This window comes from Phormidesmis sp. 146-33, from assembly GCF_052939515.1.
Window position 1 is genome coordinate 18,920 of record NZ_JBJPHU010000059.1, and the last position, 21,533, is coordinate 40,452.

A 21,533-nucleotide genomic window follows, 5' to 3' on the forward strand; every position below is an offset into this window, starting at 1 on the left:
GACTATTGAATTCAGACGATCGCCAACTTCGATCGCCTCTTCCCTTCAATCTTCTCGTGTCCTGGCTGGCAGCACACCCCCTAACCCTCAATGGATAACGATCGTCCCATTCTTCAATGCCCCAATTATTTTTGTCAGGCTCTCAACCCAGAAAGCCACAAGTTTTGCCACAAGTGTCGAACGCTGTTGCTCAAACGATATTTGTGGGCGGTGGGTCACTTGGAGAGCGATCGGTCTGGAGATTTGCTAGGAGATCGTTATCTGTTTAAGTCTGACCAAATTCTGCTCGACACCAAACCCGGTGCCCCACCCGAAACGCCCCCCGAACTGCCCCCTCGCTGGGAAAGCTATCTGAGACTTTTTCCCTATCGTCTGCATGTGCCGCAGGTCTACGGCTGGATTCGAGACAAGGAGCGACCCCCTGCGGGTAACTCGAAGAGCGTGACCTCACCCATCTATTTGTTAGAAACTGCTCCCATCTATCCCGCAGGAGCCACCCTTGAGAATTCTGACTTAGCAGGGCAACTCATGCCAACCCTAGAAAGCCTCTGGTCAAGAAGTACGCCGCTTCGTCAACTGGACTGGCTCTGGCAGATCGCTTCTCTCTGGCAGCCCTTCAGCTCAGAAAAAGTAGCTTCCACCCTGCTAGATCCAACTTTATCAAGGGTTGACGGAGCCTGTCTAAAACTATTGGAGCTGAAATTTGACAAGCAGCCTCCCGATTTGTCTGCCCTGGGTCAACTCTGGTCAACCTGGAATCAGCAGCCTGATGCGAGTGATCGATTGTCGATCGCGTATTTCACCCCAAGCAGACAAGTGATCCAGTCTGAGTTTCTCACGCCGCTCTGTGACCAACTGATCCAGGGGCAAATTACCCACGCTGATCAATTATTGGATCTGCTGGATCAGGGCATTGCAAAATATGGACAGGTCGAGCGACAGATTCAGATTGCCACCGCGACCGATCAGGGGCCGAGTCGCCAAAGCAACGAAGATGCCTGCTATCCACCGGGTGGGTCGGTCTTGACGGTAAACCTGTCTGAAAATCAAGCAAACCCACTGGTAATCGTCTGTGATGGAATCGGGGGACATGAAGGTGGAGAAGTTGCGTCTGGGTTAGCGATCGCCACCCTTCAAACTCAAGCCGAAAGCCTCTTTGCCAGCAATCTTGACGCAGCCACGCTAGTCGATGGGCTAGAACGAGCCACCTTTGCCGCCAATGACGCAATCAGCCAGCGCAACGACGCCGAACAGCGACACGAACGCCAGCGCATGGGAACGACCGTCGTCATGGCTCTAGCGCACAAACACGAACTCTATATCACCCACGTTGGAGACAGTCGCGCCTATCGTATCACTCGCACAGGCTGCTATCAGGTCACTTTGGATGACGATGTTGCTTCTAGAGAAGTGCGTTTGGGGTATGCCCTTTACCGAGATGCCCTACAGCAGCCCGCGTCTGGATCGCTCGTTCAGGCATTGGGAATGGGGAGTTCTGATTTTTTGCATCCCACCGTCCAGCGATTTGTTTTGGATGAGGATTGCGTATTTTTACTTTGTTCAGATGGATTGAGTGATCACGATCGCATTGAGGAAGTTTGGGACAGCGAAATTGCTCCTATTTTGGATGGCAACGCTGACCTTGGAATTGTTAGCCAGCGCTTGGTCGAAATTGCTAACACCCGCAACGGACACGACAACGTGACGATCGGGTTAGTCTACTGCCGAGTCAATAGAAGCGAATCCACCCCGACTCCATCTTCGATCAACTGGCAGCAGTCTGCGAGAGAGAGCAGTGGAGCGACCGCCTTGCCCCAGGCTGCTGACGATCCCCCTGATGAAACCCCGGTTAGAACTCAAATTATTCAGCCACCGCGATCGCCCTTTAGCTGGCTCCCACCGTTCTTGACGCTAACGGCCCTGTTGGGCGTGGGTGGACTGCTGCTTTATCTACTGGTGCCAGAACTGCGGGCCCGCGTTAACCCGATCGCCGTAGAACCGTCTCCACCCCTCACAACGCCCTCTCCGGAGCCAATTCCTAGTGCAGTCCCCACGAACAGCCCGTCTCCTACTGTTGGGGCATCGATAGATTCGGCAAATCCTTTGTTGGCGGTTGGCTCGTTTGTCAGGCTCGACCAAAAACAAAAGGATCTGACGGTCAAAAGCGTTGATCTCGGCTCAGTCAATCTGTTGAACTTGCCTGGGCCAGCGGATGCTGCTTCTATGGTGGGGCGAGTCCCCGTTGGCAGTATTTTGCAAGTGGTGGGCAAACAAACAATGACCGACCAGCGATCGTGGCTGCGCTTAAAGGTTTGTTCGGTAGCAGGCAGCGCGGCAACTTCCTCAAGCACTCCCCTTCCCAGGCTGGTCAAACCCGGAGAAGCAGGCTGGCTAGAAGAAGCGACGATCGCGCCTTACGTCGCCCAAAACTTCAGCATCAAACCAGACCAGCTTGGACAGTGCGCTTCGCCTTGATGGACTGCTAACGTCCCGATGTCCCAAAAGATTTAAGCCCAAAAGATTTAAGCCCAAACGTCAGCCAAGTCGATAAACTAAGAAACAGGTGTGATTGCCCACCTCCCTCTGCATCTCCTGGTCTTTGTGAGGATTCTTTGTTCTGCGTCTGTGAATGTCATTGTCTGAACTTCCCTGTTTAAGCCTAGCGATCGAACGCCTCCGCGCCACCGAAGCCAATCACTTTGCGATTCATGTGATTCAGGCTCCTTATCGAGGTGGATATGTTTTGCATGACAGCATTTGGTCTGATGCCCTTGATCAAGTCTGGAACGCTTGGCAAGAGCTATTTTCAGCCCGAAGTCTGCCCAAAGTTCCCCACGTTTCTGAAGCCAATACCCCCCTGCTGGCGCTAGCGGATGTCGCTCAGTCACCGGGGCAGCCTTCTCGCAGCGTCCGTTTGATGCAAACTTTGGGGATTAGCCTCTGGCAGTGGCTCTTTGACGGGCCGATTCAGGGCAGCATCAATCAAAGCCAGGGGATCGCAATGGGGCAAAACAAGGCGCTGCGGCTGCGGTTAGACATTCGAGATCCCGATCTGATCGCGCTGCCCTGGGAAGTGATGCAAAGTCAGGCGGGCAAACAGGCCGTTTCGCTCAGTCAACAATTGCTGTTTAGTCGTACGACCAGCGATGTCGATGCCCTACCCGCGTTGAGAACTGACCAGAGTTTGAGCATTCTTCTGGTTTTGGGACAGGACGCTGCGCCAGATGTTCAGCCGATTTCTGGCGGGTTAGATGGTCGTCGTCGATCCGAACTTAAGAAACTCAAATTAGAGCAGGAAGCGCTGGCCCTAGCGAGAATTTTGCAGTGTCCTGACCATCAGGAAGACGCGAACGACTCGATTTTGCACAGTGCCAGTCGCTATATGGCTTCTTGTCAAGTCGATACCCTGTTGCAGCCTACCCCGGCTGAGTTAATCGATCGCCTCGAAACCGGACAATATAACGTTCTGTTTTATGCGGGGCATGGGGTGCCTGCGCCCGATGGAGGACTGCTGTTTCTCCGACCAGACATGACGCTCAATGGGACAGAGTTGGCTCAAGTGCTAACTCGCTGTCGAGTCAAACTAGCCGTCTTTAATGCTTGCTGGGGCGCACAACCCGATCAGCAAGGCTATCAGGCCATTCCTCGGAGCAGTTTGGCGGAAGTGCTGCTGCATCATGGGGTGCCGGCGGTGCTGGCGATGCGGGATTCCATCACTGATCAGGAAGCGCTGAGTTTTATTCAGGCGTTTGCTCAGGCCTTGGGAGAAAGAATGCCGATCGACCAGGCGGTGGCCGTTGCTAGACAGCATCTTTTGACGTTGTTTAAATTCAATCAGCAAGCTTGGACGCTGCCCGTTCTCTATATGCATCCAGAGTTTGACGGCGAGTTGCTCAAGCCGTGGGATGAAGGATTGACGCAAATTCCCCGCAGTCCGAGTCAGTTTGGGCGCAAAGTTCCGACGGCTTCGCTGCGATCGATTGAGAGTTCTAAAATCTGGACGGTTCGTGGTGGACTGATGCGGGTGGGCATGAGTGACGATAATGATCTGGTGCTGCGAGGCGAACCGGGCGTTTCTCGCAAACATGCTGAAATCTTTTATCGTAACTCTTCTCCTGATCCCAACCAGCCCACTTATTTTTTGCGCGACTTTTCCCGCTATGGCACCTGGCTCTATGGTGGAAGCGGTTGGCAAAAAGTTCATCATCAAGAAGTATTGTTAGAGTCGGGCGTTCAGCTAAAATTCGGAGGGTCGCAAAACTCGGTTTTAGAGTTCTCGATCGCTCATCCAGAATTATCTGACACGCGATAAACACGATACAGAATGAGCGTTTCTCGATTTGGTGTAACCGAGTATTAGCGTTCTACCTTCTGTAATATCGGTTCAGAAAGTGCTATTTATGCATGGTTCGTAGAATTGGTGAGTTTCGTTACGGAACCTGTAACAGCGAGGCTGTAGGTATCAACAGCAAACGTTCAAGTCATTCAGTGGATGCGGGAATTTTCAATCATGGCAAACGAAGTAAGTCGGTCTCATCTCGGTGCAAATCTTCAAGCTCAAGTCGAACAAGATCTGGCAAATGCACTCCTTCAAACAGACGATGTGATTTTGCGATGGCAGCCCACCGAGTCGATCGAGACGGCTGAGGTAGAGGTGCTTGAAAATCCTCAAGGGAGAATCTCTTATCCCTGGAATCCTGCTAATCCTGCTGCGGATAGTTTCTTTACCGAGTTAGAGCAAGGCTTTTCGCTCGACGATTGGCAAGAGAGTGAGATTGCGGCTCGATCGACCACCTTTTTTGCTCACCTCGATCACCTCTGGTCAGCTAACTCTCTTCAAACGAGACTGACTCAAAAGTTTGCGGCGATGCCCCAGGCGTTTCTCAATGCGATCGCTCGTCAGGCTCAACAGGTTGCAGACGCTTCTAATTCACTAGCCGATCAATTAGTGCTGTGTGTGCAAGAAATCTTGCCAGCCTGGGCAGACGAAGATTTGCAGGTGTTGGCTCGTCCTTTGGCTTATGCGATGCGTGATGAATCGGATGCGATCGACTCCACGCTCAAGAGTATTCGTCCGGTTGAGTGGAGTGAGTTGTCTGAAACAGAGCAGGCCAAAATGAGTTTGGCAGTGGCGCGCTATGCGATCGACCAACTCAATGCTGACGCTCAATAGTGTCAAAAAGATTTACGCTGAAAGTCTATCGACAATAAACGGTGAATGATAGTCCGGTTGGTTTGGTCACTCACCGTTTATTAATTGAATGGAATGTTCAGTTGTGGTTTCGTTAGATTTACTTGGGGCACTGCCGCCCGATTGAGACTTGCAACACCAGCAAATTCATCCTGACACAATGGTTTTGTTGCAGACCCCATTCTATATAAAGTGTGATGGCTCCAAATACCATTAGCGCGATCGTCAGTGCAGTCTTGAGATGCTCGACTTTCACTTTGGCTGTGATCACAGGATTTTCGGGAAAAACTACAGATTATCTATTAAAGCGCAAGCCAGCGATTCTGTAATCTATAGCTGCACAAATCTTATCTTGTGAAGTAACGGTTAAGTCGCCGCTAAAGCAGAGATGCCACTGATCTATTTAATATTTATTTAATAAACTAATTGAGTCAGCGTTAGACAGCCTTTGAGGTAGATATCTTTTTAGCCGATGACGTACGATCGTGCTCAATTGAATTTAGAGACGGGCGACTTGTTCTCTAATAGGTACACATATGTATACCTAAATATGTATAACGTTGAAGTTGTCTAGTTTGCGTGGGTTAGTTCAAGTTTGACGAGTGACAGTATCATTTGAATCATGTCTTTGCATAGGCCTATGAACTGGTTGCCGTTTCTTGATCTTTCTAACCTGCTGGCCCAAACGCCGACTCCTTCTGATAGTCCAGCTTCGGTTGAGTTGTTGCGGCAGCAAATCGAGTTTCTCACCAGGGAGAACGCGCGGCAAACGGCAGAATTTACTGAAAAGCTGAAGCTAATCACGGATGAAAATAAGACGCTCAGCGAGAGTTTCAAGAATTTTATTAGCACAATGCAGTTTGCGCTGGTGGGCTTTGCCGCCTTGAGTGCAGGGATTACAGGGGCGATCGCTTATATCTTTAAGACCAATCTAGATGATGCCAAGCAGGTTGCAAAGGATGGGATCAATCAGCGTGTGGATGCTTATATGAGTGATTTGCTTGACTCAAAGCTAGAGGTGGTGCGGCGAACGTTGCAAAAAGAGGAAGTGATCAGTTCGACGTTGGTGGATTACTGTTTGTTGAGCAAAACGGCTGTCCCCACTGAGCTTGAACTGCTGAATGGAAGAGGGTTTCAATCAGTGCGCCTGCGGCAGGAAGAAACACAGCTTCGGCGATCGTCGGCCCAAGTCGTCGTTCTGGATTTGGAGAATTGGGTGAATGGGCAGGGGTTACGGTTTCCGACGTTGCCAGAGGGAGCGCGCGAACAGACCGCAAAACAGCAGGTTGATGTATTGTTGGATATTTTGCCGATCGAGGTGGTGCTAGTCGTCTATGTGCGATCGACGGTGAAGTATCTCTTTTCGGTGCCCAAGGATCGCTATGTTTCGCCCGCCAACAATCCCATTACGCTAGTCGGAATGGTGACAGACGCAGCCTATGTAGCGGCGGGAATGAAGGGGCTGAGTTAAGAAAACTTGTAGCTATGTCGATCGTTCCCGATCAAAGTTGAATGAGACAAAGTTGAATTAGACTAACTAAAGCGACCGGATTCATTAAAATTTGAAGTCAGCCCATCAAGGTCGCTACAAGCAGAATTGATGCGATCGTGAAGCAAAAACTAAATCAGAAATTCCTGGGATACGGGACTGGCGGGACTCGAACCCTCGACCTACCGCTTCAGATTTGTGTGAGTTTCCTCACTCTCTGGACTATACCTTTACCATAGGCTAATGCCCGTAGGTAGTGACCTTCTAGTCTCTACACCTTCCGAAGAGTTTGAGTTCTCAGTTTTGAGTTCTGACTTCAAGTTCAAAACCCAAAATTTATCCTTCAAACCGCTCTTATCGGCTTGGCTCGGTATTCCCATAAGTCAGAAGATTTCTCACTTTGCAGGGTTCACCGAATTTGATCACATTCACTCGTAAAGTTTCCCTTACGGTGCCCAATTACTCAGGAGGCGGTCGCTCTATCCATCTGAGCTACAGCCCCAGGTTTCCTGAATTATTATAGCAGCCACAAAAAGTAGGGACGATTTCTTCGAGTTACCCGCAAGGGGTCGCCTTTCAGCAAATATTCGCAACTCAGTGCTGTAATCTGAAGATTCGTAACGTTTATGAATCGGAGTCTTGGTGACGATGGATCTCAGCCTGGTGATGTCCAATCTTTTGAATCCGCCTGTGTTATTTTTCTTTTTGGGGATGTTGGCGGTATTGGTCAAATCGGATCTAGAGATTCCGCCGCCGATTCCTAAGTTGTTTTCGTTGTATCTGCTGATTGCGATCGGCTTCAAGGGCGGAGTCGAATTGGTGAAAAGTGGCATTGGTCAGGATGTCATTTTAGCAATCATGTCAGCGATTCTGATGGCGTGTATCGTTCCCATTTACACGTTTTTCATTTTGCGAATCAAACTTGATCCTTATAATGCTGCGGCGATCGCGGCTACATACGGTTCGATTAGTGCGGTTACGTTTATCACGGCGGGTTCATTTCTCGATCAGTTAGGCATTGCCAGCGATGGTTATATGGTGGCTGCTCTAGCATTGATGGAATCGCCTGCAATCATAGTCGGTTTAGTGTTAGTGAAAGTGTTTGCGGCGACTGAGACGGAGCAAGCATTCGACTGGGGCGAAGTGTTGCGCGAATCGTTTTTGAATGGGTCGGTTTTTTTGCTGGTGGGAAGTGTGGCGATCGGCATTCTTACCGGAGAACATGGCGCACAGGTTTTGAAACCTTTTGTCGAAGATATGTTTTATGGAGCGTTGACGTTTTTTCTGCTAGATATGGGACTGGTCGCCGCCAAACGAATTCAAGATTTGCAGAAAGCGGGGGTGTTTTTGATTGCGTTTGCGATTTTGACTCCCGTTGTGAATGCAGGGTTGGGATTAGCGATCGCGAAAGTGATCCAAATGTCTCCTGGTGATGCGTTATTGTTTGCGGTTTTGTGTGCGAGTGCGTCTTATATTGCCGTTCCTGCTGCGATGCGTCTGACGGTTCCCGAAGCGAATCCTAGCTTATATATTTCGACTGCGCTGGCTGTCACGTTCCCATTCAATATTATTTTTGGAATTCCGCTTTATCAGTACGGTATCAACTTATTTTGGAGCTAACTTTATGCAATCGGTCAAACGCATTGAGATTATGGCCAGCTCGGTGGAGCTAAACAAAATTCTTGCAGGGCTTGAGAAAGCAGGTGTTCCGGGTTACACCGTAATTCATAATGTGACGGGAAAGAGCGATCGCGGCACCATCTCCGAAGATTTTGCGCTCAATAGTTTAGATAATGTTTACGTGATTGCTTTCTGCAACCCTGACCAGATTGACGGCGTGATTGAAACGCTCAACCCGATTTTGAATAAGTTTGGTGGCGCGTGTTTTGTGTCGGATGCGATGCAGGTGGCGATCGTTCGGTGTGTTTCGTGAACGCGACAGAGAATGCGGTCGTTAATGATGCAATTACTCTTCGCTTTTAGTAAATAGTTTCAAGGCAGATAGTCTCAGTCATAGAGACATAGCCGATATTCATCATGTCCAGCTTATGGCATAAAGAGCCGACCTACACCCCTGCAATTCTCGTTACATTACAGGTATTTCCAGGACTTGAACAGCTTTTTGCCATACTGAGAATTGCTAGTTCAGCAATCTGCTCCATGCTAAATCCAAGTTGTAGCAATTGCGGCTGTTTCGTGTCAACTACATAGTCCAATTTATGGCATCAATTTTCGTTCTTTGAGATTGGGCAGGTTGTCCATTTCTCTACCCGTCGCAACGATGCTCGTGAGTATCTGCGCGTGTTGAATCAACTGAATGAATCGGCAATTTATAAGATTGTATTTGGCCCATTGCAATAGGCAAGCAATGAAAAAAGGCACGATTTCTGCAACCGCACCTCTTCAAAACTGGGTTGAAATTGGCTAAATGCAGCCTACTTGACGGGGGTCGCCTTCACATCCACCGTATCAGCATTGACGGGAGCGCCATCCACCGTTTCGGTCGGCTCTGTTCCTTTGCGCGTCTTCACTCTATCAAGCAACACCTGAGACACTTCAGCAATCAGCAGAGTTAGCAGCAAACCATCGTCAATTTGACCAATGCCAGGAATCACATCAGGCAACAAGTCGATCGGGCTTAACAAATAAGCCAACGTGCCCAAAATAATCAGCCAGCGATACTTAGAGTTGCGGATAATATTGCGATACCAGTCGTACAGTTTCATGGGTTTACCCTCTTTGATACTTTCATCTTGTCAAATTGTGCCCTAAAAGTCTGGTGTGGAAATCCTGCTAATTATAGTGAGGCTCTCCGCCAATGGACATATCCGTAATCTCAAAACAGGATGTGAAGTGTGGATTTCTTGAAATATGGGGTGATCGGGCTGACTTATTTGGGGTTAGCGATCGGCTACTTCCCAGGCTTGAGAATGAATCGAGCGACGATCGCGCTGGTCGGATCTGCATTCGTGATTGCGTTGGGCGTTTTGAGTCTCAAGAATGCGTGGCAAGCGATCGACTCCACGACGATTGTATTCCTCCTAAGTATGATGATTGTGAATGCGAGTCTATCTTATGGGGGATTTTTTCGATTAGCGATCGCGTGGTTACTCGGTCTCACCAGCAGTCCATTTGGGTTAATCGTTGCGTTGACTTTTGGATGCGGAGTCGTGTCTGCGGTTTTTTTGAATGATACGATCGCGCTGATCTTCACGCCGTTAATTCTCAGTTTGACAAAGACGTTACGCTTGAATCCAATTCCTTATCTGTTAGCGATGGCGGGCGCGACGAATATCGGGTCTGTTGCCACGTTGAGCAGTAATCCTCAAAACATTCTCATTGGTTCATTTTCACAAATCAGCTACTTAGAATTTGCTAAGGCCTTGACTCCGATCGCTTTGATTGGTTTAGTGATTCAAATTGCATGGCTGTGGCTGTTGTATCCTGAAGTTCGGTCAATGATCGCTCGTGAACGCTTTTCTATTTCTGACAAGCAAATTTATCGACCTTTGCTGATCAAAACGATCGTCGTCATGAGTGGCTTGCTGACTGCGTTTGCGAGCGGATTACCCTTAGCCGAATCTGCCCTACTTGCAGCCAGTATCTTGTTAATCACACGCCGCGTCAAACCAGAGCGCATTTTACGCGAAGTCGATTGGAATTTGTTGGTGATGTTTTCAGGCTTATTTATTCTCACCAAAGCGACTGAACAACTAAATTTATTAGCGCCGTTAACGAAAGCGATCGGGTCTTCTGCGGGACTAACCAGCGTCACAGCAATCTTGTCTAATCTTGTCTCAAATGTGCCTGCGGTGCTGTTGTTGAGTCCGTTAATTGGTGCAGACGATACGAAGTCCTGGTTACTGTTGGCTGCTAGTTCAACGTTGGCAGGGAATCTTACGGTTTTTGGATCGGTGGCTAATTTGATTACGATCGAAGCTGCTGCCAAACTGGGTTACAAACTCTCTTTTGTAGAACATTTGCGCTTTGGCTTTCCGCTAACGTTGGTGACGCTGTTGATAGCTTATTTTTGGGTGCGCTGAGAGAGGGAATGCGATTGAGTTCCTAGGCTTCGTTGTTCAGTGCTTCTGCCCCCCAACCCCCCAATTCTGAGGGACTTTAAGACTTCCACAGTTCAAAGTCTCTCACTTGTGGGGGATTTGGGGGCGTTCTCGAACTACCGTTAGGCCCGTTGAGCGCCAGGTTGACCATCCTCGACGACAAAAGAAGCTAGAGTGCTGATCGTCGCCTGCGGTTCGCGAATGGTTGAGACGACTCGATAATCACTTTGCCAGCGATCGCGGTTCAAATCACAGCGCACATACCCTCTCAAAGCACCATTAAAGAACTTTGTATGAGGATTATTGGACAACGCCAGGGTGACAGGTTCAATAAACTGAGTGGGGAAATCTGACGAAATGGAAGTGGCTACAAATTCAGTTCCGATCGTGGCAGAGGGCTGATTAAAATCTCGTTTGATGTCATGCACCCAACTAGAGTGAATATCCCCTGTTAATACAATCGGATTAGAGGGTTTCTGCTGATCCAAAAAGCTGAGAACGCGATCGCGGGCAGCAACATAACCATCCCATTGATCTACATTAAAGGCTTTAACTTCTGGACGCGCATCAAAATCAAATTGAGAAAACATCACCTGTTGAGCAATGACATTCCAGCGAGCAGGCGATTGTTGTAGACCTTGAAACAACCAGCGTTCTTGTGCCTTTCCGGTCAGAGTGGCCTTGGGGTCGAGAGCGGCTTCACAGAGTGGTTTTAGCCCATCGTCACAGGGTTGATCAGTACGATATTGGCGCGTATCTAGAATACTAAATTGAGCCAGATCCCCAAAGGTCAGCCGACGATAGAGACGCAGATTGGCACTTTTGGGTAGAGAAGATCGTCGCAACGGCATATGTTCATAATAAGCCTGATAAGCAGCGGCCCGTCGCACCAAAAAGTCTGCGGGTGAGTCGCCCTCGTTTTCAGAAATGCTGTTGGCGTAATTGTTTTCAACTTCGTGATCATCCCAGGTGACCGCCCAGGGAAAGGCTGCATGAGCCGCTTGCAGATTGGTGTCAGTCTTATAAAGTGCGTGACGATTGCGGTAGTCAGTCAGGGTGATGATTTCAGGGCTATTGTGCTGACGGGGGCCGCCGGGTTCTGGCCCATATTCATAGATGTAATCGCCAACATGAACGACTAAATCAAGATCTTCTTCTGCGACATGTTTATAAGCGGTGTAATAGCCATTTTGCCAGTCTTGACAATTGACTAATGCAAATCGTAGCCGATCTAATGGTTGATTTCTAGCGGGTGCGGTGCGAGTTCGACCGATCGGGCTAATTTCATTCCCCGCTTTAAACTGGTACCAATAGGTGCGCCCTGGCTCCAATCCGCGTACATCGACATGCACTGAATGGGCAAAATCAGCCGTTGCGATCTTGGTGCCCGACTTCACAACCTGTCTCATGCCTTCATCTAAAGCAAGCTGCCATCTGACCGAGACGGCATTTTCTGGCATTCCACCGCCATTGAGCGGATTGGGAGCCAATCTTGTCCATAACAAAACGCCATCCGGTAACGGGTCACCCGAAGCCACTCCCAACGTAAAGGGATAGCTAGAAAACAAAGGTCGGGCGATGACTCTATCAGGAAATTGAGAGGCGATTGCAACGCCAGTCAAAACACCCGCACCACGCAAAAGATCACGTCGCTTAAAACGAGTCGAGAGAAGACGCGAAGAATTGTACCAATCCATGATTGTGTAAGGAATTATCGGTAGATAACAGAACCCTACCAATCAGTTATTAACAGCCTGCCAAGGTTTTATTAAGGTTTTCCCAACGTTGAATAGGATTGGACGATCGCATTAATCAATCCGTTCCTTTATCTTGACCGATGCACCTAAGAAAACGTAAATTCGATGGGTCTTCCCCCTTCGATCAAAACCCAACAATTGAACTGAACCTATGCAAACCTAAGTAAATTTCTTATAACTTTACCTCTGACCTGTGGATGAAACACCCAACAATTTACCAACACGAGAGGCATAAACTTGAGGAATGGGTTGAATCGATCAACTGAGACTCCATAATTGTTTGTCTGACAAAAATGCTTGAAGGGGAAGAAGATTTTGAGGTCGATCGCATTCACAAGTTAAGCAGGATAGTTCAATTAGCGACTAATGCACTGATTTACATCCTGACTCAACCTCCACATCGATATAGGTCATTTGATAGAACGGCACAATATTTTTCTCAGTGATCTCATTCCTAAGACGTAGGGCGCTTTTGGTTTGAGTTTCTAGGATCAAACTTGGCAAGAAGAAACCAGACTCTCTGAGCTTTCTTCAGTTCATTCCTTTTAGGAGGTGCAGCCATGAATTTAACTTTAAAGCGAGTCCTCATGCCCGGTGTGATGGCCACCAGCTTGATCAGTGCAACAATGCTTCCCGTTAAGCCTGCCTCTGCCGACCAAAACTTTTGGCGCGATGTAGGTATCGGTGCCGGAGTAGGAATCGGCTCTAGCATCGTCACGGGTCATAAAGTAGTGCCCAACATCATCAACGGGGCGGCCGCGGGGGCGGCGGTTAATCAGTCTCGCGATCTGACAACACCCAAAGGCAAACGTCCAGATGTGCTGCGAGATGCGGCTGTTGGGGCGGGGGCGAGTACGCTGACAGGTCAAGTCACAGGTCGTCGCCACAATGTCAGAAATGCGGCCAACGGTGCGGCAGTGGGAACTGTAATCAACATTCTGACTCCCAACGTTCGTCGTTAATGTAATCGCTTCAAGTCATCTGCAAGGAGTTGTTTAACTCTTACATTGCAGGATTCAGTCCATAACCGTTGATCAAGAGTCAAGGATCGGTAAGCCTTCTTATCAGATTCTTGGCTCTTAAATTTTGTTAAAAGCTGTGGTTGAATAAATAATCTTGTCGATCACTAACCCAAAATATGATCCACAACCTATACTTCGCCAATGTTGTCTTCTCGATACAGCAGCAGTTTGACCGTGCGATCGTCCTGTAGAAGTGCTGAATTTGGTACAGTGAAATGCAAGCGTTTTAGAGGCTTCGGGCTATGGTTTCCAATCTGCAAGAAACCGTCGTTTACCCCGACAGTGACGGTCAGCCGATGTCAGACAACACCAAACAGTTTCGTTGGATTGTTGAGATAAAACAAAACTTAGATTGGCTGTTTGCCAACGATCCGACAGTGTTTGTAGCAGGGGATTTGTTGTGGTATCCCGTAGAAGGCCGTCCTGAGATTCGGAATGCGCCTGATGTGATGGTCGTGTTTGGTAGACCCAAAGGAGATAGAGGCTCTTATCAGCAGTGGCGAGAAGATCAGATTCCGCCTTAAGTTGTGTTTGAGATTTTGTCTCCTGGCAACACCAAGACTGAAATGGAGAAAAAACTGCTGTTCTACGATCGCCATCAGATTCAGGAGTATTACATTTATGATCCTGATACAAATACGTTTAGCGGTTGGCAGAGAACTGAAGATGGGTTAGATGCGATCGAAGAAATCGCCAATTGGACAAGTCCTCACCTTGGCATTCGATTTGATTTGTCGGGCGAGGAGTTAGAAGCAATGTTACAGCGATATCGTGATCGCTTTGGCGATTTATCTGAATAAAATCAGGTCATTTTTTTAGCCTGTAGCGCGATCGTCGGATTGCAAATCGCCCTCTAACTTGAGTCGAATCGTGCGCGAAAAGCCTTCGCCGTTGGGGTCGCCCATTGTGAACTCGATCGCTTCTCCTGACAACTGATCGAGACAACTGAGCAGCGATCGTAGGTTCGGCGTACTTGCTCCCGTATCAACGTAGATGCGTTCTGACAGTTTGTTGATGCGCTTCCAGGTGGTGTAGAGTTTGGCGATCGCTTGCTCTAATTGGGCGGCTTGACTCACCAAATCTGCGGTCGAACTTAGACAACCGACTCTCAAAGCTTCTTCTAGCGCCAGTTCTAGATTAAGAGATTCGTTATTGATGGTTTGGACTTGGGTGGCGGCTTCTAGATATTTCGCTAAATAACGCGCTTCGGAAGTGACTTGTTTGATATTGTCAATGTCAGAATTTTCGGCAACACTGTCGCGAATCGAAACTTGATGACTTTCGGGCAGCTTTTCTAACTGTTTGACCAGCGGTGACAGATAGCGCGTTGGAATCGTCTGATCGGCGGCTTTCTCGCGCACTTCAAGGGGCAGCAAATCGGATGTCATCACCGTCCAATCATCTGACAGTTGACGGACTTCTCGACGGGTAATGCGATCGCCCTTCTTGGCTGCGTCTCCGACCATTTGCTGGACTTCTGGCACCGATTGAGCCGTTTCGACAAACGCCCGCTTGCTAAATTGATTAACGTCTTCGGGTTCGAGACAGCCGCTATCGAGCAGGGTATCGGCACTATTTGCGAGTTCGATCAAACTGTACGCCTGCGTTTTGCTGATTTCGCGATCTTTGAGCCAGTTGAGAAAGCCAAATCCGCGACCTTCCCCATTTTTCTTCTCACGATCGCGCACCGTTCGCAAAATTCGGCCGCGCCAGATGTCAGTTTGTAAGTCAAAGCGATCGCACACTTGCCAAGCCCGATCGATCTGCTGCTGAAACTCTAATTCTGGAATCTGCTCGTCTTCTGGATCAGGTAGCTGAAACCCCAATTCTAAAGTCTGCTCAGGGGTCAGTGGAGTCAGGGTTGTTGGATGCAAGGCTTGAACCATCGGAGTCTTGTCAGAGACAGCCGAATCATTATTACACCCCTCGATCGATTTTGGGTGTCCACTTTTATCCGCCCGTCACCGTCTTCCACAGCCACGCGATCACAATCACCGCCAGGGCAGAAATGCCAATCGCCAGCAAGATAAATCCAGCCAGCAACAGTAAGACAAACCCCCGATCGGCCCGCTTTTGTCTGCGAGGGATTTCTGAATGAGCATCCAAATGAGATTCTAAAAGTGCCACATTTTTGCTGTTTGCTTTCCAGGTCACATCCAGCAGATCGCCCAGCATAGGCACCGTTCCACCGACTGCATCCAGCACCAAATTTGAAACCATCTGCGTCACGACCGATCGAGGCAGTCCCATTCGCGCCGCTTCCCAAACGATGTATACCGAAAAGCCCGCCATGACCAGATCGCCCCCTCCTGGCAGCAGTCCGATCAGTGGGTCAATCCCAATCCGATAAGGGGTTCCTGGAATGCCGATCGCGTTGTCTAGTAGGTGAGCGAGCGATCTGAGTCGTTTGAGAGAAGCTGCTTTATCAGAAGTGTCTGTTTGCATCGCCAAGTAAAAAACTCTGCTTACAGCGTACCGAACTTACGCCAATTATCCGAGTAAGCGCTGTGGAAGTTGCAGAATATTTTCTACGGGACTACTAGATGATTAATCGTCGTCGTCGTCATCGTCGTCATCGTCGTCGCGTCGGGAGCGTTTTTCTCTAGAACGATCGTCGTCATCGTCATCTCGACGAGATCTGCGGTCTTCATCGCGATCGCTGCGATTTTCAGAGTCTTTACCTCGTAAGCGATCGAACAAGTTGTCGATATTCATACGTTTCCTCCGGTGATGTGAAGCAGTTTGCAGAGGGTGCTTTGCCTGACAGTTTGGACAAAAAACTGAATCGGTCACTCTTCCAAAAGGATTAGATCGCTGAAAAAAGTTGTTTGGCTATTCAGCAAAATAAGCTTCCTCAAATCGAATCGTTGAGGCGAAACGGCTACAGAGAGAAGACGATCGTAGAAAGGAAAATGCTTCAGAAATTTTACCACCTAAAGCCATTCAATACATGGACTCTAGACTTCGGACTTTGGAGGCTAGACGGGAAGCATTTTGCTGGTGTCTCTTGTCTAATGTCTTTTGTCTCTCTAGTCTTTTGTCGCTCTAGTCTTTTAAGTCTAAGGTTCGGTTATCACCCGCGACAAGCCGTATCATCTGGCGATTCCAACTTGCACAATTCTGCATAAGAATAGAGATGCCGTGCAATCTGTGTCGAACCGTGAATCAAGCTTCTCAATCTTCTCGATCGACCTCTCAAGAGTCGCAGCTAAAACGGGCGCGGAGTAGTTTGCGTCAGGCGTTTACCAACTATTCACAGACGGTGCGCTTGTCCAAAAATCCCGTTCTGCAAAACGCGCTTAAAGGTGAACTCGATCGCTTGTCTAACAATTTGAATAAGCTGGATAACGCGATCGTGCGGATTGCGGTTTTTGGTCTGGTGAGTCGCGGTAAGTCTGCCCTGCTGAATGCACTTTTGGGAGACAAAGTATTTGAGACGGGTGCGATTAATGGCGTGACCCAACAGCCACAGATCGTTTGCTGGTCGCCAAAAGGCGGAACGGTGCCCGAAGAAAGTGCGATCGTGCCCCAGGGCGGTAAAGTTCAGATTGAGTTGATTGACACGCCTGGACTGGATGAAATTGACGGACAAACACGGGCAGAGATGGCGCGTCAGGTAGCAGAACAGGCAGATCTGATTTTGTTTGTCGTGTCAGGAGACATCACGCGCACTGAATACAAAGCACTCTGCGAGTTACGACAGGCCCAAAAGCCATTAATTCTCGTCTTTAACAAGATTGATTTATATCCTGAGCAAAGCCGTCAAGCAATCTACGAAAATTTGCAGCGATTGGGAGGCAGAACGGGAAGCCGTCAACAATTAGAACAGATTTTGACTCAAGATGAGATCGTGATGGTTGCCGCAGAACCAACCCCAATGCAAATGCGAGTAGAATACCCAGATGGACGCATCACTTATGAATGGGAAACGCCACCGCCACAGATTGACGAATTGAAATACAAAATTTTGACGATTCTCAATCGAGAAGGTCGATCGCTCCTCGCTCTAAATGCTCTCACGCAGGCAAGAACCGCCGAAACCCACATCGCAGAACGCATCATCGAACTCCGCAACGTCGAAGCAGAAGCTCTGATCTGGAAGTTTACTCGCTACAAAGCGTTAGCGATCGCTCTCAACCCCATTGCATTTGTGGATCTGATTGGCGGTGTGATTTCTGACTTGGCGATGATCCGATCGCTGGCTAACTTATATGGGTTACCGATGACCCGCTATGAAGCTGGCAAACTGTTGAAAACGATTTTGGTCAGTTCTGGGAGCTTGATTTTAGGTGAAATTGGCAGCGGCATTCTGTTGGGCATGGGCAAAAGTGCGGCCGCGATCGCGTCTGGGGTAGACAGTTCGGCGGGGTTTCCGGCGTTGGCGGGGGTGTCGATCGTTCAGGCAGGAATTGCGGGATATGGTTCCTATTCAGTCGGTCGGGCTGCACAAGTTTATCTAGAGCAAGGCTGCACTTGGGGAGCACAGGGCGCGAGTACCGTGATTCAAGACATTCTCAATCAGGTTGAGCCAGATACGATCATTCATCGGCTACGACAAGAATTGATGTAGAAAGTCCGTGGTTTTTTACTTAGAATCCTGAATTAAACAACCTGTAATTCTCGCGGTTTCGCTTCGTTTAATTCGGCTTCTGCCCCCTAAATCCCCCAAATTTGGGGGACTTTGAACCGCGAAACTGCCTTAAATTCTAGAATGTCTGCTTTCTCAAAGTCCCCCAGACTGGGGGATTTAGGGGGCGAAGCAACCAGGCAATCATCGATCTTATTCAATTCACGATCCTTAGAATTCTGAATTAAATAGAATTGCTATCTACGTCTAGAATTCTTGTGCTTATCTTTTGTCTGATACCAAATCAGCGGTTACTTGCTACAGATCATCGCCCCCTAGATCCCCCAATTCTGGGGGACTTTGACTAAGTTTGACTGATCAATTGGTTGCAGCTTATTTTCAACTTGGTATTAAAGTCCCCTAGAACTGGCAGCTTGAGGGCAGAAGCGTCAAACAGCGAAGGGAAAGAACTCTAGTAAATTGAAGTTGAGCAATGCATTAATTCGCTGACTCGGTTGACTGAATGACAAAGAGCGATTGACCGACGGCCACCATTTGCCCTTCGGTACAGAAGATTTCAATCACAGTCCCGGTAATGGGCGCAGTTATGGCAATTTCCATTTTCATTGATTCTAGAATGACTAATCGATCGCCTTCCGCCACGATCGCTCCTTTCTCAACCACAATTTGCCAAACATTGGCAGGAACGTGCGCTTCGACAAGTTGACTGTTGGGCGGGAGATCAAAGGGAGGTTCGTCGATCGCCAGCGTAGTGTCTTCTGGCTGCTCGATTGGGGGATTGGCGGCCCAGCGATCGCGTTCGGCTTCAAAGGCGGCTTGCTGTTTGGCTTTAAAGGTAGCGGACTCGGTGGCGATCGACTCCAAAAATTCGTTGTATTGTCGCAGGCTAAACGTGGCTTCTTCAATCTCTAATTGAACTCTGCCATGAATGAAGTCTTCTCGATATTTAAGTAGGTCAGATGCCGAGACGGGATAAAAGCGAATCTGATCAAAAAATCGCAGTAACCAGGGCTTTCCTTTTTCAAAATCTGGTGTTTGGCGATAGGTATTCCACATTTGCACGGTGCGCCCGACAAACTGATAGCCACCGGGGCCTTCCATACCATAGACACAGAGATAAGCTCCCCCAATTCCAACGGCATTTTCGGGTGTCCAGGTACGTGCAGGGTTATACTTTGTGGTCACTAACCGATGACGAGGATCAATGGGAGTGGCCACAGGTGCGCCTAAATAAACATCACCTAATCCCAACACCAAATAACTCGCATTAAATACAATTTCGCAAACCTGTTCGATGTCATCTAAACCATTGATGCGACGAATGAATTCGATATTGCTAGGACACCACGGCGCAGATGGATTGACCGATCGCAGGTATTTCTCGATCGCTAACTGAGTCGATTCGTCGTCCCACGATAACGGTAAATGAACAATTCGCGTCGGGACTTCCATCTCGTCGATCGCCGTCAATTCTCCTTCTGCGGCAATTAGCATTTCTAACAATTGTGTCAGAGGTAGAACGCGATCGTCGTAGTGAATTTGTAGCGATCGGATGCCAGGCGTTAGATCCCATATTCCGGGTAAGGGATGGTCGATCAGCCAATTCATCAAAGCGTGAACTCGAAAGCGGAGATTGAAGTCCAGCACCAGCGGCCCGTATTCAATCAGCAGATATTTGTCGCCCGATCGTCGATATGTAACCGCAATCTGTCCAGGTGATTCTAAAATTGTATGTAAGATTGCTTCTTGTGAAGTGGGAGCATTCTGAATCTGTATCGCTTGTGTGACTGTTAGCGTTGCAATTTGGTGATCTTGCTCAATCTCTTTTTGAATCGCGTCGTCAAGACTCCATTGACAAAATCGGATGGTATCCCCTGGTTTAAGTTGACCGATTTTCCATAGTTCTGCTTGCACGATCGTCGCTGGACAAACAAAGCCGCCTAAACTGGGGCCGTCTGGGCCGAGAATAATCGGCATATCCCCTGTGAAGTCAATGGTGCCGATCGCGTAGGCGTTGTCGTGAATGTTAGAAGGATGTAGCCCCGCTTCGCCGCCGTCTTTTCTAGCCCACGCTGGCTTTGGGCCGATGAGACGAACCCCCGTTCGAGCCGAGTTGTAATGCACTTCCCAATCGGTTGAGAAAAACGTTTCGATGTCCGCTGGAGTGAAAAAATCGGGTGCCCCATGTGGGCCATACAAAACACCAATTGACCAATGATTTGGATACTGAGGAATGAGTTCAGATGGCAATTCTGTTAAATTAGTTTGTTGAATGCCAGAATGATTGAGTTTGAGAACGTCACCGACTCGCAGCGATCGCCCACAGTGACCACCAAATTTACCCAACGTAAACGTCGATTTGCTCCCTAAATAATCCGGTACGTTGAATCCATTGTGAACAGCTAGATAAGTGCGCGTTCCATTACCCTGAATGCCTTTCATCTGCAAAACGCTGCCCGCAGATACCGCAATCGCTTGCCAAAAAGGAACTGGACTTCCATCTAATTCGGCTTGCATGGGTGCCCCGGTTAGACAAACGATCGTATCGATATTAAAGCGCAATGTCGGCCCCGTTACGGTCAGTTCCAATCCCGCAGCAGACTCAGAATTGCCAACTAGACGATTGGCTAACCGAAACGCCAAATGATCCATCGCCCCAGACGGCGGAACGCCCACATTCCAATAGCCCAACCGACCGGGATAGTCTTGAATCGCGCTAAAAGCACCTGGCTGCAACACCTCGATCGTACAGGGCGCATAGTCAAATGACTGCAAAAATCGAGTGCTCACATTGCCCGTGTTGAAGGTCGGATCATCAAGAATTTGGCGCAGATAATCGAGATTGGTTTCAATGCCAGCCAGTTGAGTGCGATCGAGTGCCTCTTTTAACTGAGCGATCGCCCCTGCTCGTGAGTCTTGATGTCCGATTAGCTTTGCCACCAAAGGATCGTAGTAAGGCGTGACTTCAGTTCCTGTCTCAATCCAGGTATCACAGCGAATCTCAGACGAAAACTCTACCTCGGTTAAGGTGCCTGAACTGGGCTGAAACTGCTTCCCTGGATCTTCGGCATACAACCGCAACTGAATCGAGTGTCCCTGGGGTTGATGCTGATAGCTATTTAAAAAGCTAGAATCGCCAGCCGCCAGTTGCACCATCCACTCTACCAAATCCACGCCGCTAACGGCTTCTGTCACACCATGTTCGACCTGAAGGCGCGTGTTAACTTCGAGAAAGTAGAACTCATTGCGATCGACATCCAGCACAAACTCCACGGTTCCGGCAGATTGATAAGCGATCGCTCGTCCCAATCGCAAAGCGGATTCATAAAGTTGTTGACGCAGTTCGTCGCTGATGTTGGGAGCGGGTGTTTCTTCGATCACTTTTTGGTTGCGTCGCTGTACCGAGCAGTCTCGCTCACCTAATG

General features: G+C 48.8%; 18 protein-coding genes. 12 read left to right on the forward strand and 6 right to left on the reverse strand.

Going from position 1 to position 21,533, the window contains the following annotated elements; genetic code table 11:
• The first annotated feature begins 90 nt into the window (after positions 1-90).
• From ACJ2PR_RS21455 to ACJ2PR_RS21485, 7 genes are all read left to right on the forward strand, one after another.
• Positions 91-2,475 carry a PP2C family protein-serine/threonine phosphatase gene (locus ACJ2PR_RS21455; protein WP_446878477.1) on the forward strand — a complete coding sequence of 795 codons (2,385 nt, stop codon included), beginning with the start codon at positions 91-93 and terminating at the stop codon, positions 2,473-2,475.
• A gap of 154 nt (positions 2,476-2,629) precedes the next feature.
• Positions 2,630-4,312 carry a CHAT domain-containing protein gene (locus ACJ2PR_RS21460; protein ID WP_446868720.1) on the forward strand — a complete coding sequence of 561 codons (1,683 nt, stop codon included), beginning with the start codon at positions 2,630-2,632 and terminating at the stop codon, positions 4,310-4,312.
• A 198-nt stretch (positions 4,313-4,510) separates the two neighbouring features.
• Positions 4,511-5,173 (forward strand): hypothetical protein, encoded by a 663-nt coding sequence (locus ACJ2PR_RS21465; RefSeq protein WP_446878478.1) that lies wholly within the window; start codon positions 4,511-4,513, stop codon positions 5,171-5,173.
• Positions 5,174-5,388: 215 nt separating this feature from the next.
• Positions 5,389-5,520, forward strand: a complete 132-nt coding sequence (locus ACJ2PR_RS21470; RefSeq protein WP_446878479.1) for a hypothetical protein — start codon at positions 5,389-5,391, stop codon at positions 5,518-5,520.
• Between the two features lie 293 nt (positions 5,521-5,813).
• Positions 5,814-6,662 carry a hypothetical protein gene (locus tag ACJ2PR_RS21475; protein WP_446878480.1) on the forward strand — a complete coding sequence of 283 codons (849 nt, stop codon included), beginning with the start codon at positions 5,814-5,816 and terminating at the stop codon, positions 6,660-6,662.
• A gap of 666 nt (positions 6,663-7,328) precedes the next feature.
• On the forward strand, positions 7,329-8,300 hold the full coding sequence (locus tag ACJ2PR_RS21480) for a sodium-dependent bicarbonate transport family permease (protein WP_446860227.1): 972 nt from the start codon (positions 7,329-7,331) through the stop codon (positions 8,298-8,300).
• A 4-nt stretch (positions 8,301-8,304) separates the two neighbouring features.
• Positions 8,305-8,613, forward strand: coding sequence for a P-II family nitrogen regulator (locus ACJ2PR_RS21485; protein ID WP_446860228.1), 309 nt, complete (start codon positions 8,305-8,307; stop codon positions 8,611-8,613).
• A gap of 502 nt (positions 8,614-9,115) precedes the next feature.
• Here ACJ2PR_RS21485 and ACJ2PR_RS21490 read toward each other — a convergent pair.
• Positions 9,116-9,406, reverse strand: coding sequence for a YkvA family protein (locus ACJ2PR_RS21490; protein WP_446860230.1), 291 nt, complete (start codon positions 9,404-9,406; stop codon positions 9,116-9,118).
• Positions 9,407-9,535: 129 nt separating this feature from the next.
• Here ACJ2PR_RS21490 and ACJ2PR_RS21495 point away from each other — a divergent pair, with 129 nt between their 5' ends.
• On the forward strand, positions 9,536-10,723 hold the full coding sequence (locus ACJ2PR_RS21495; RefSeq protein WP_446878481.1) for an anion transporter: 1,188 nt from the start codon (positions 9,536-9,538) through the stop codon (positions 10,721-10,723).
• A gap of 140 nt (positions 10,724-10,863) precedes the next feature.
• Here ACJ2PR_RS21495 and ACJ2PR_RS21500 read toward each other — a convergent pair whose 3' ends face one another.
• The gene (locus tag ACJ2PR_RS21500; RefSeq protein ID WP_446878482.1) at positions 10,864-12,438 is read right to left on the reverse strand and encodes an alkaline phosphatase D family protein; all 1,575 of its coding nucleotides are present in this window, start codon (positions 12,436-12,438) and stop codon (positions 10,864-10,866) included.
• Positions 12,439-13,058: 620 nt separating this feature from the next.
• Between ACJ2PR_RS21500 and ACJ2PR_RS21505 the strand changes: the two genes are divergently transcribed.
• The 3 genes from ACJ2PR_RS21505 (at position 13,059) to ACJ2PR_RS21515 (ending at position 14,320) form a co-directional block, all read left to right on the forward strand.
• On the forward strand, positions 13,059-13,460 hold the full coding sequence (locus ACJ2PR_RS21505; protein ID WP_446878483.1) for a hypothetical protein: 402 nt from the start codon (positions 13,059-13,061) through the stop codon (positions 13,458-13,460).
• A gap of 302 nt (positions 13,461-13,762) precedes the next feature.
• Positions 13,763-14,044 (forward strand): hypothetical protein, encoded by a 282-nt coding sequence (locus tag ACJ2PR_RS21510; RefSeq protein WP_446878484.1) that lies wholly within the window; start codon positions 13,763-13,765, stop codon positions 14,042-14,044.
• Between the two features lie 3 nt (positions 14,045-14,047).
• The gene (locus ACJ2PR_RS21515; protein ID WP_446878485.1) at positions 14,048-14,320 is read left to right on the forward strand and encodes a Uma2 family endonuclease; all 273 of its coding nucleotides are present in this window, start codon (positions 14,048-14,050) and stop codon (positions 14,318-14,320) included.
• 15 nt (positions 14,321-14,335) lie between these two features.
• On the opposite strand, the gene ACJ2PR_RS21520 is transcribed toward ACJ2PR_RS21515, so the two are convergent.
• The 3 genes from ACJ2PR_RS21520 to ACJ2PR_RS21530 form a co-directional block, all read right to left on the reverse strand.
• A complete protein-coding gene (locus ACJ2PR_RS21520) occupies positions 14,336-15,406 on the reverse strand; it encodes a hypothetical protein (RefSeq protein WP_446878486.1) in 1,071 nt (356 codons plus the stop codon).
• A gap of 64 nt (positions 15,407-15,470) precedes the next feature.
• Positions 15,471-15,965, reverse strand: a complete 495-nt coding sequence (locus ACJ2PR_RS21525; RefSeq protein ID WP_446878487.1) for a DUF4112 domain-containing protein — start codon at positions 15,963-15,965, stop codon at positions 15,471-15,473.
• 102 nt (positions 15,966-16,067) lie between these two features.
• Positions 16,068-16,235: a hypothetical protein gene (locus ACJ2PR_RS21530; protein WP_446878488.1), complete on the reverse strand. Its 168-nt coding sequence runs from the start codon at positions 16,233-16,235 to the stop codon at positions 16,068-16,070.
• A gap of 445 nt (positions 16,236-16,680) precedes the next feature.
• On the opposite strand from ACJ2PR_RS21530, the gene ACJ2PR_RS21535 reads away from it, so the two are divergent.
• Positions 16,681-18,090, forward strand: a complete 1,410-nt coding sequence (locus ACJ2PR_RS21535) for a GTP-binding protein (protein WP_446878489.1) — start codon at positions 16,681-16,683, stop codon at positions 18,088-18,090.
• 495 nt (positions 18,091-18,585) lie between these two features.
• On the opposite strand, the gene uca is transcribed toward ACJ2PR_RS21535, so the two are convergent.
• On the reverse strand, positions 18,586-21,533 hold a 2,948-nt coding region (gene uca / locus ACJ2PR_RS21540), incomplete at its 5' end, for an urea carboxylase (RefSeq protein ID WP_446878490.1).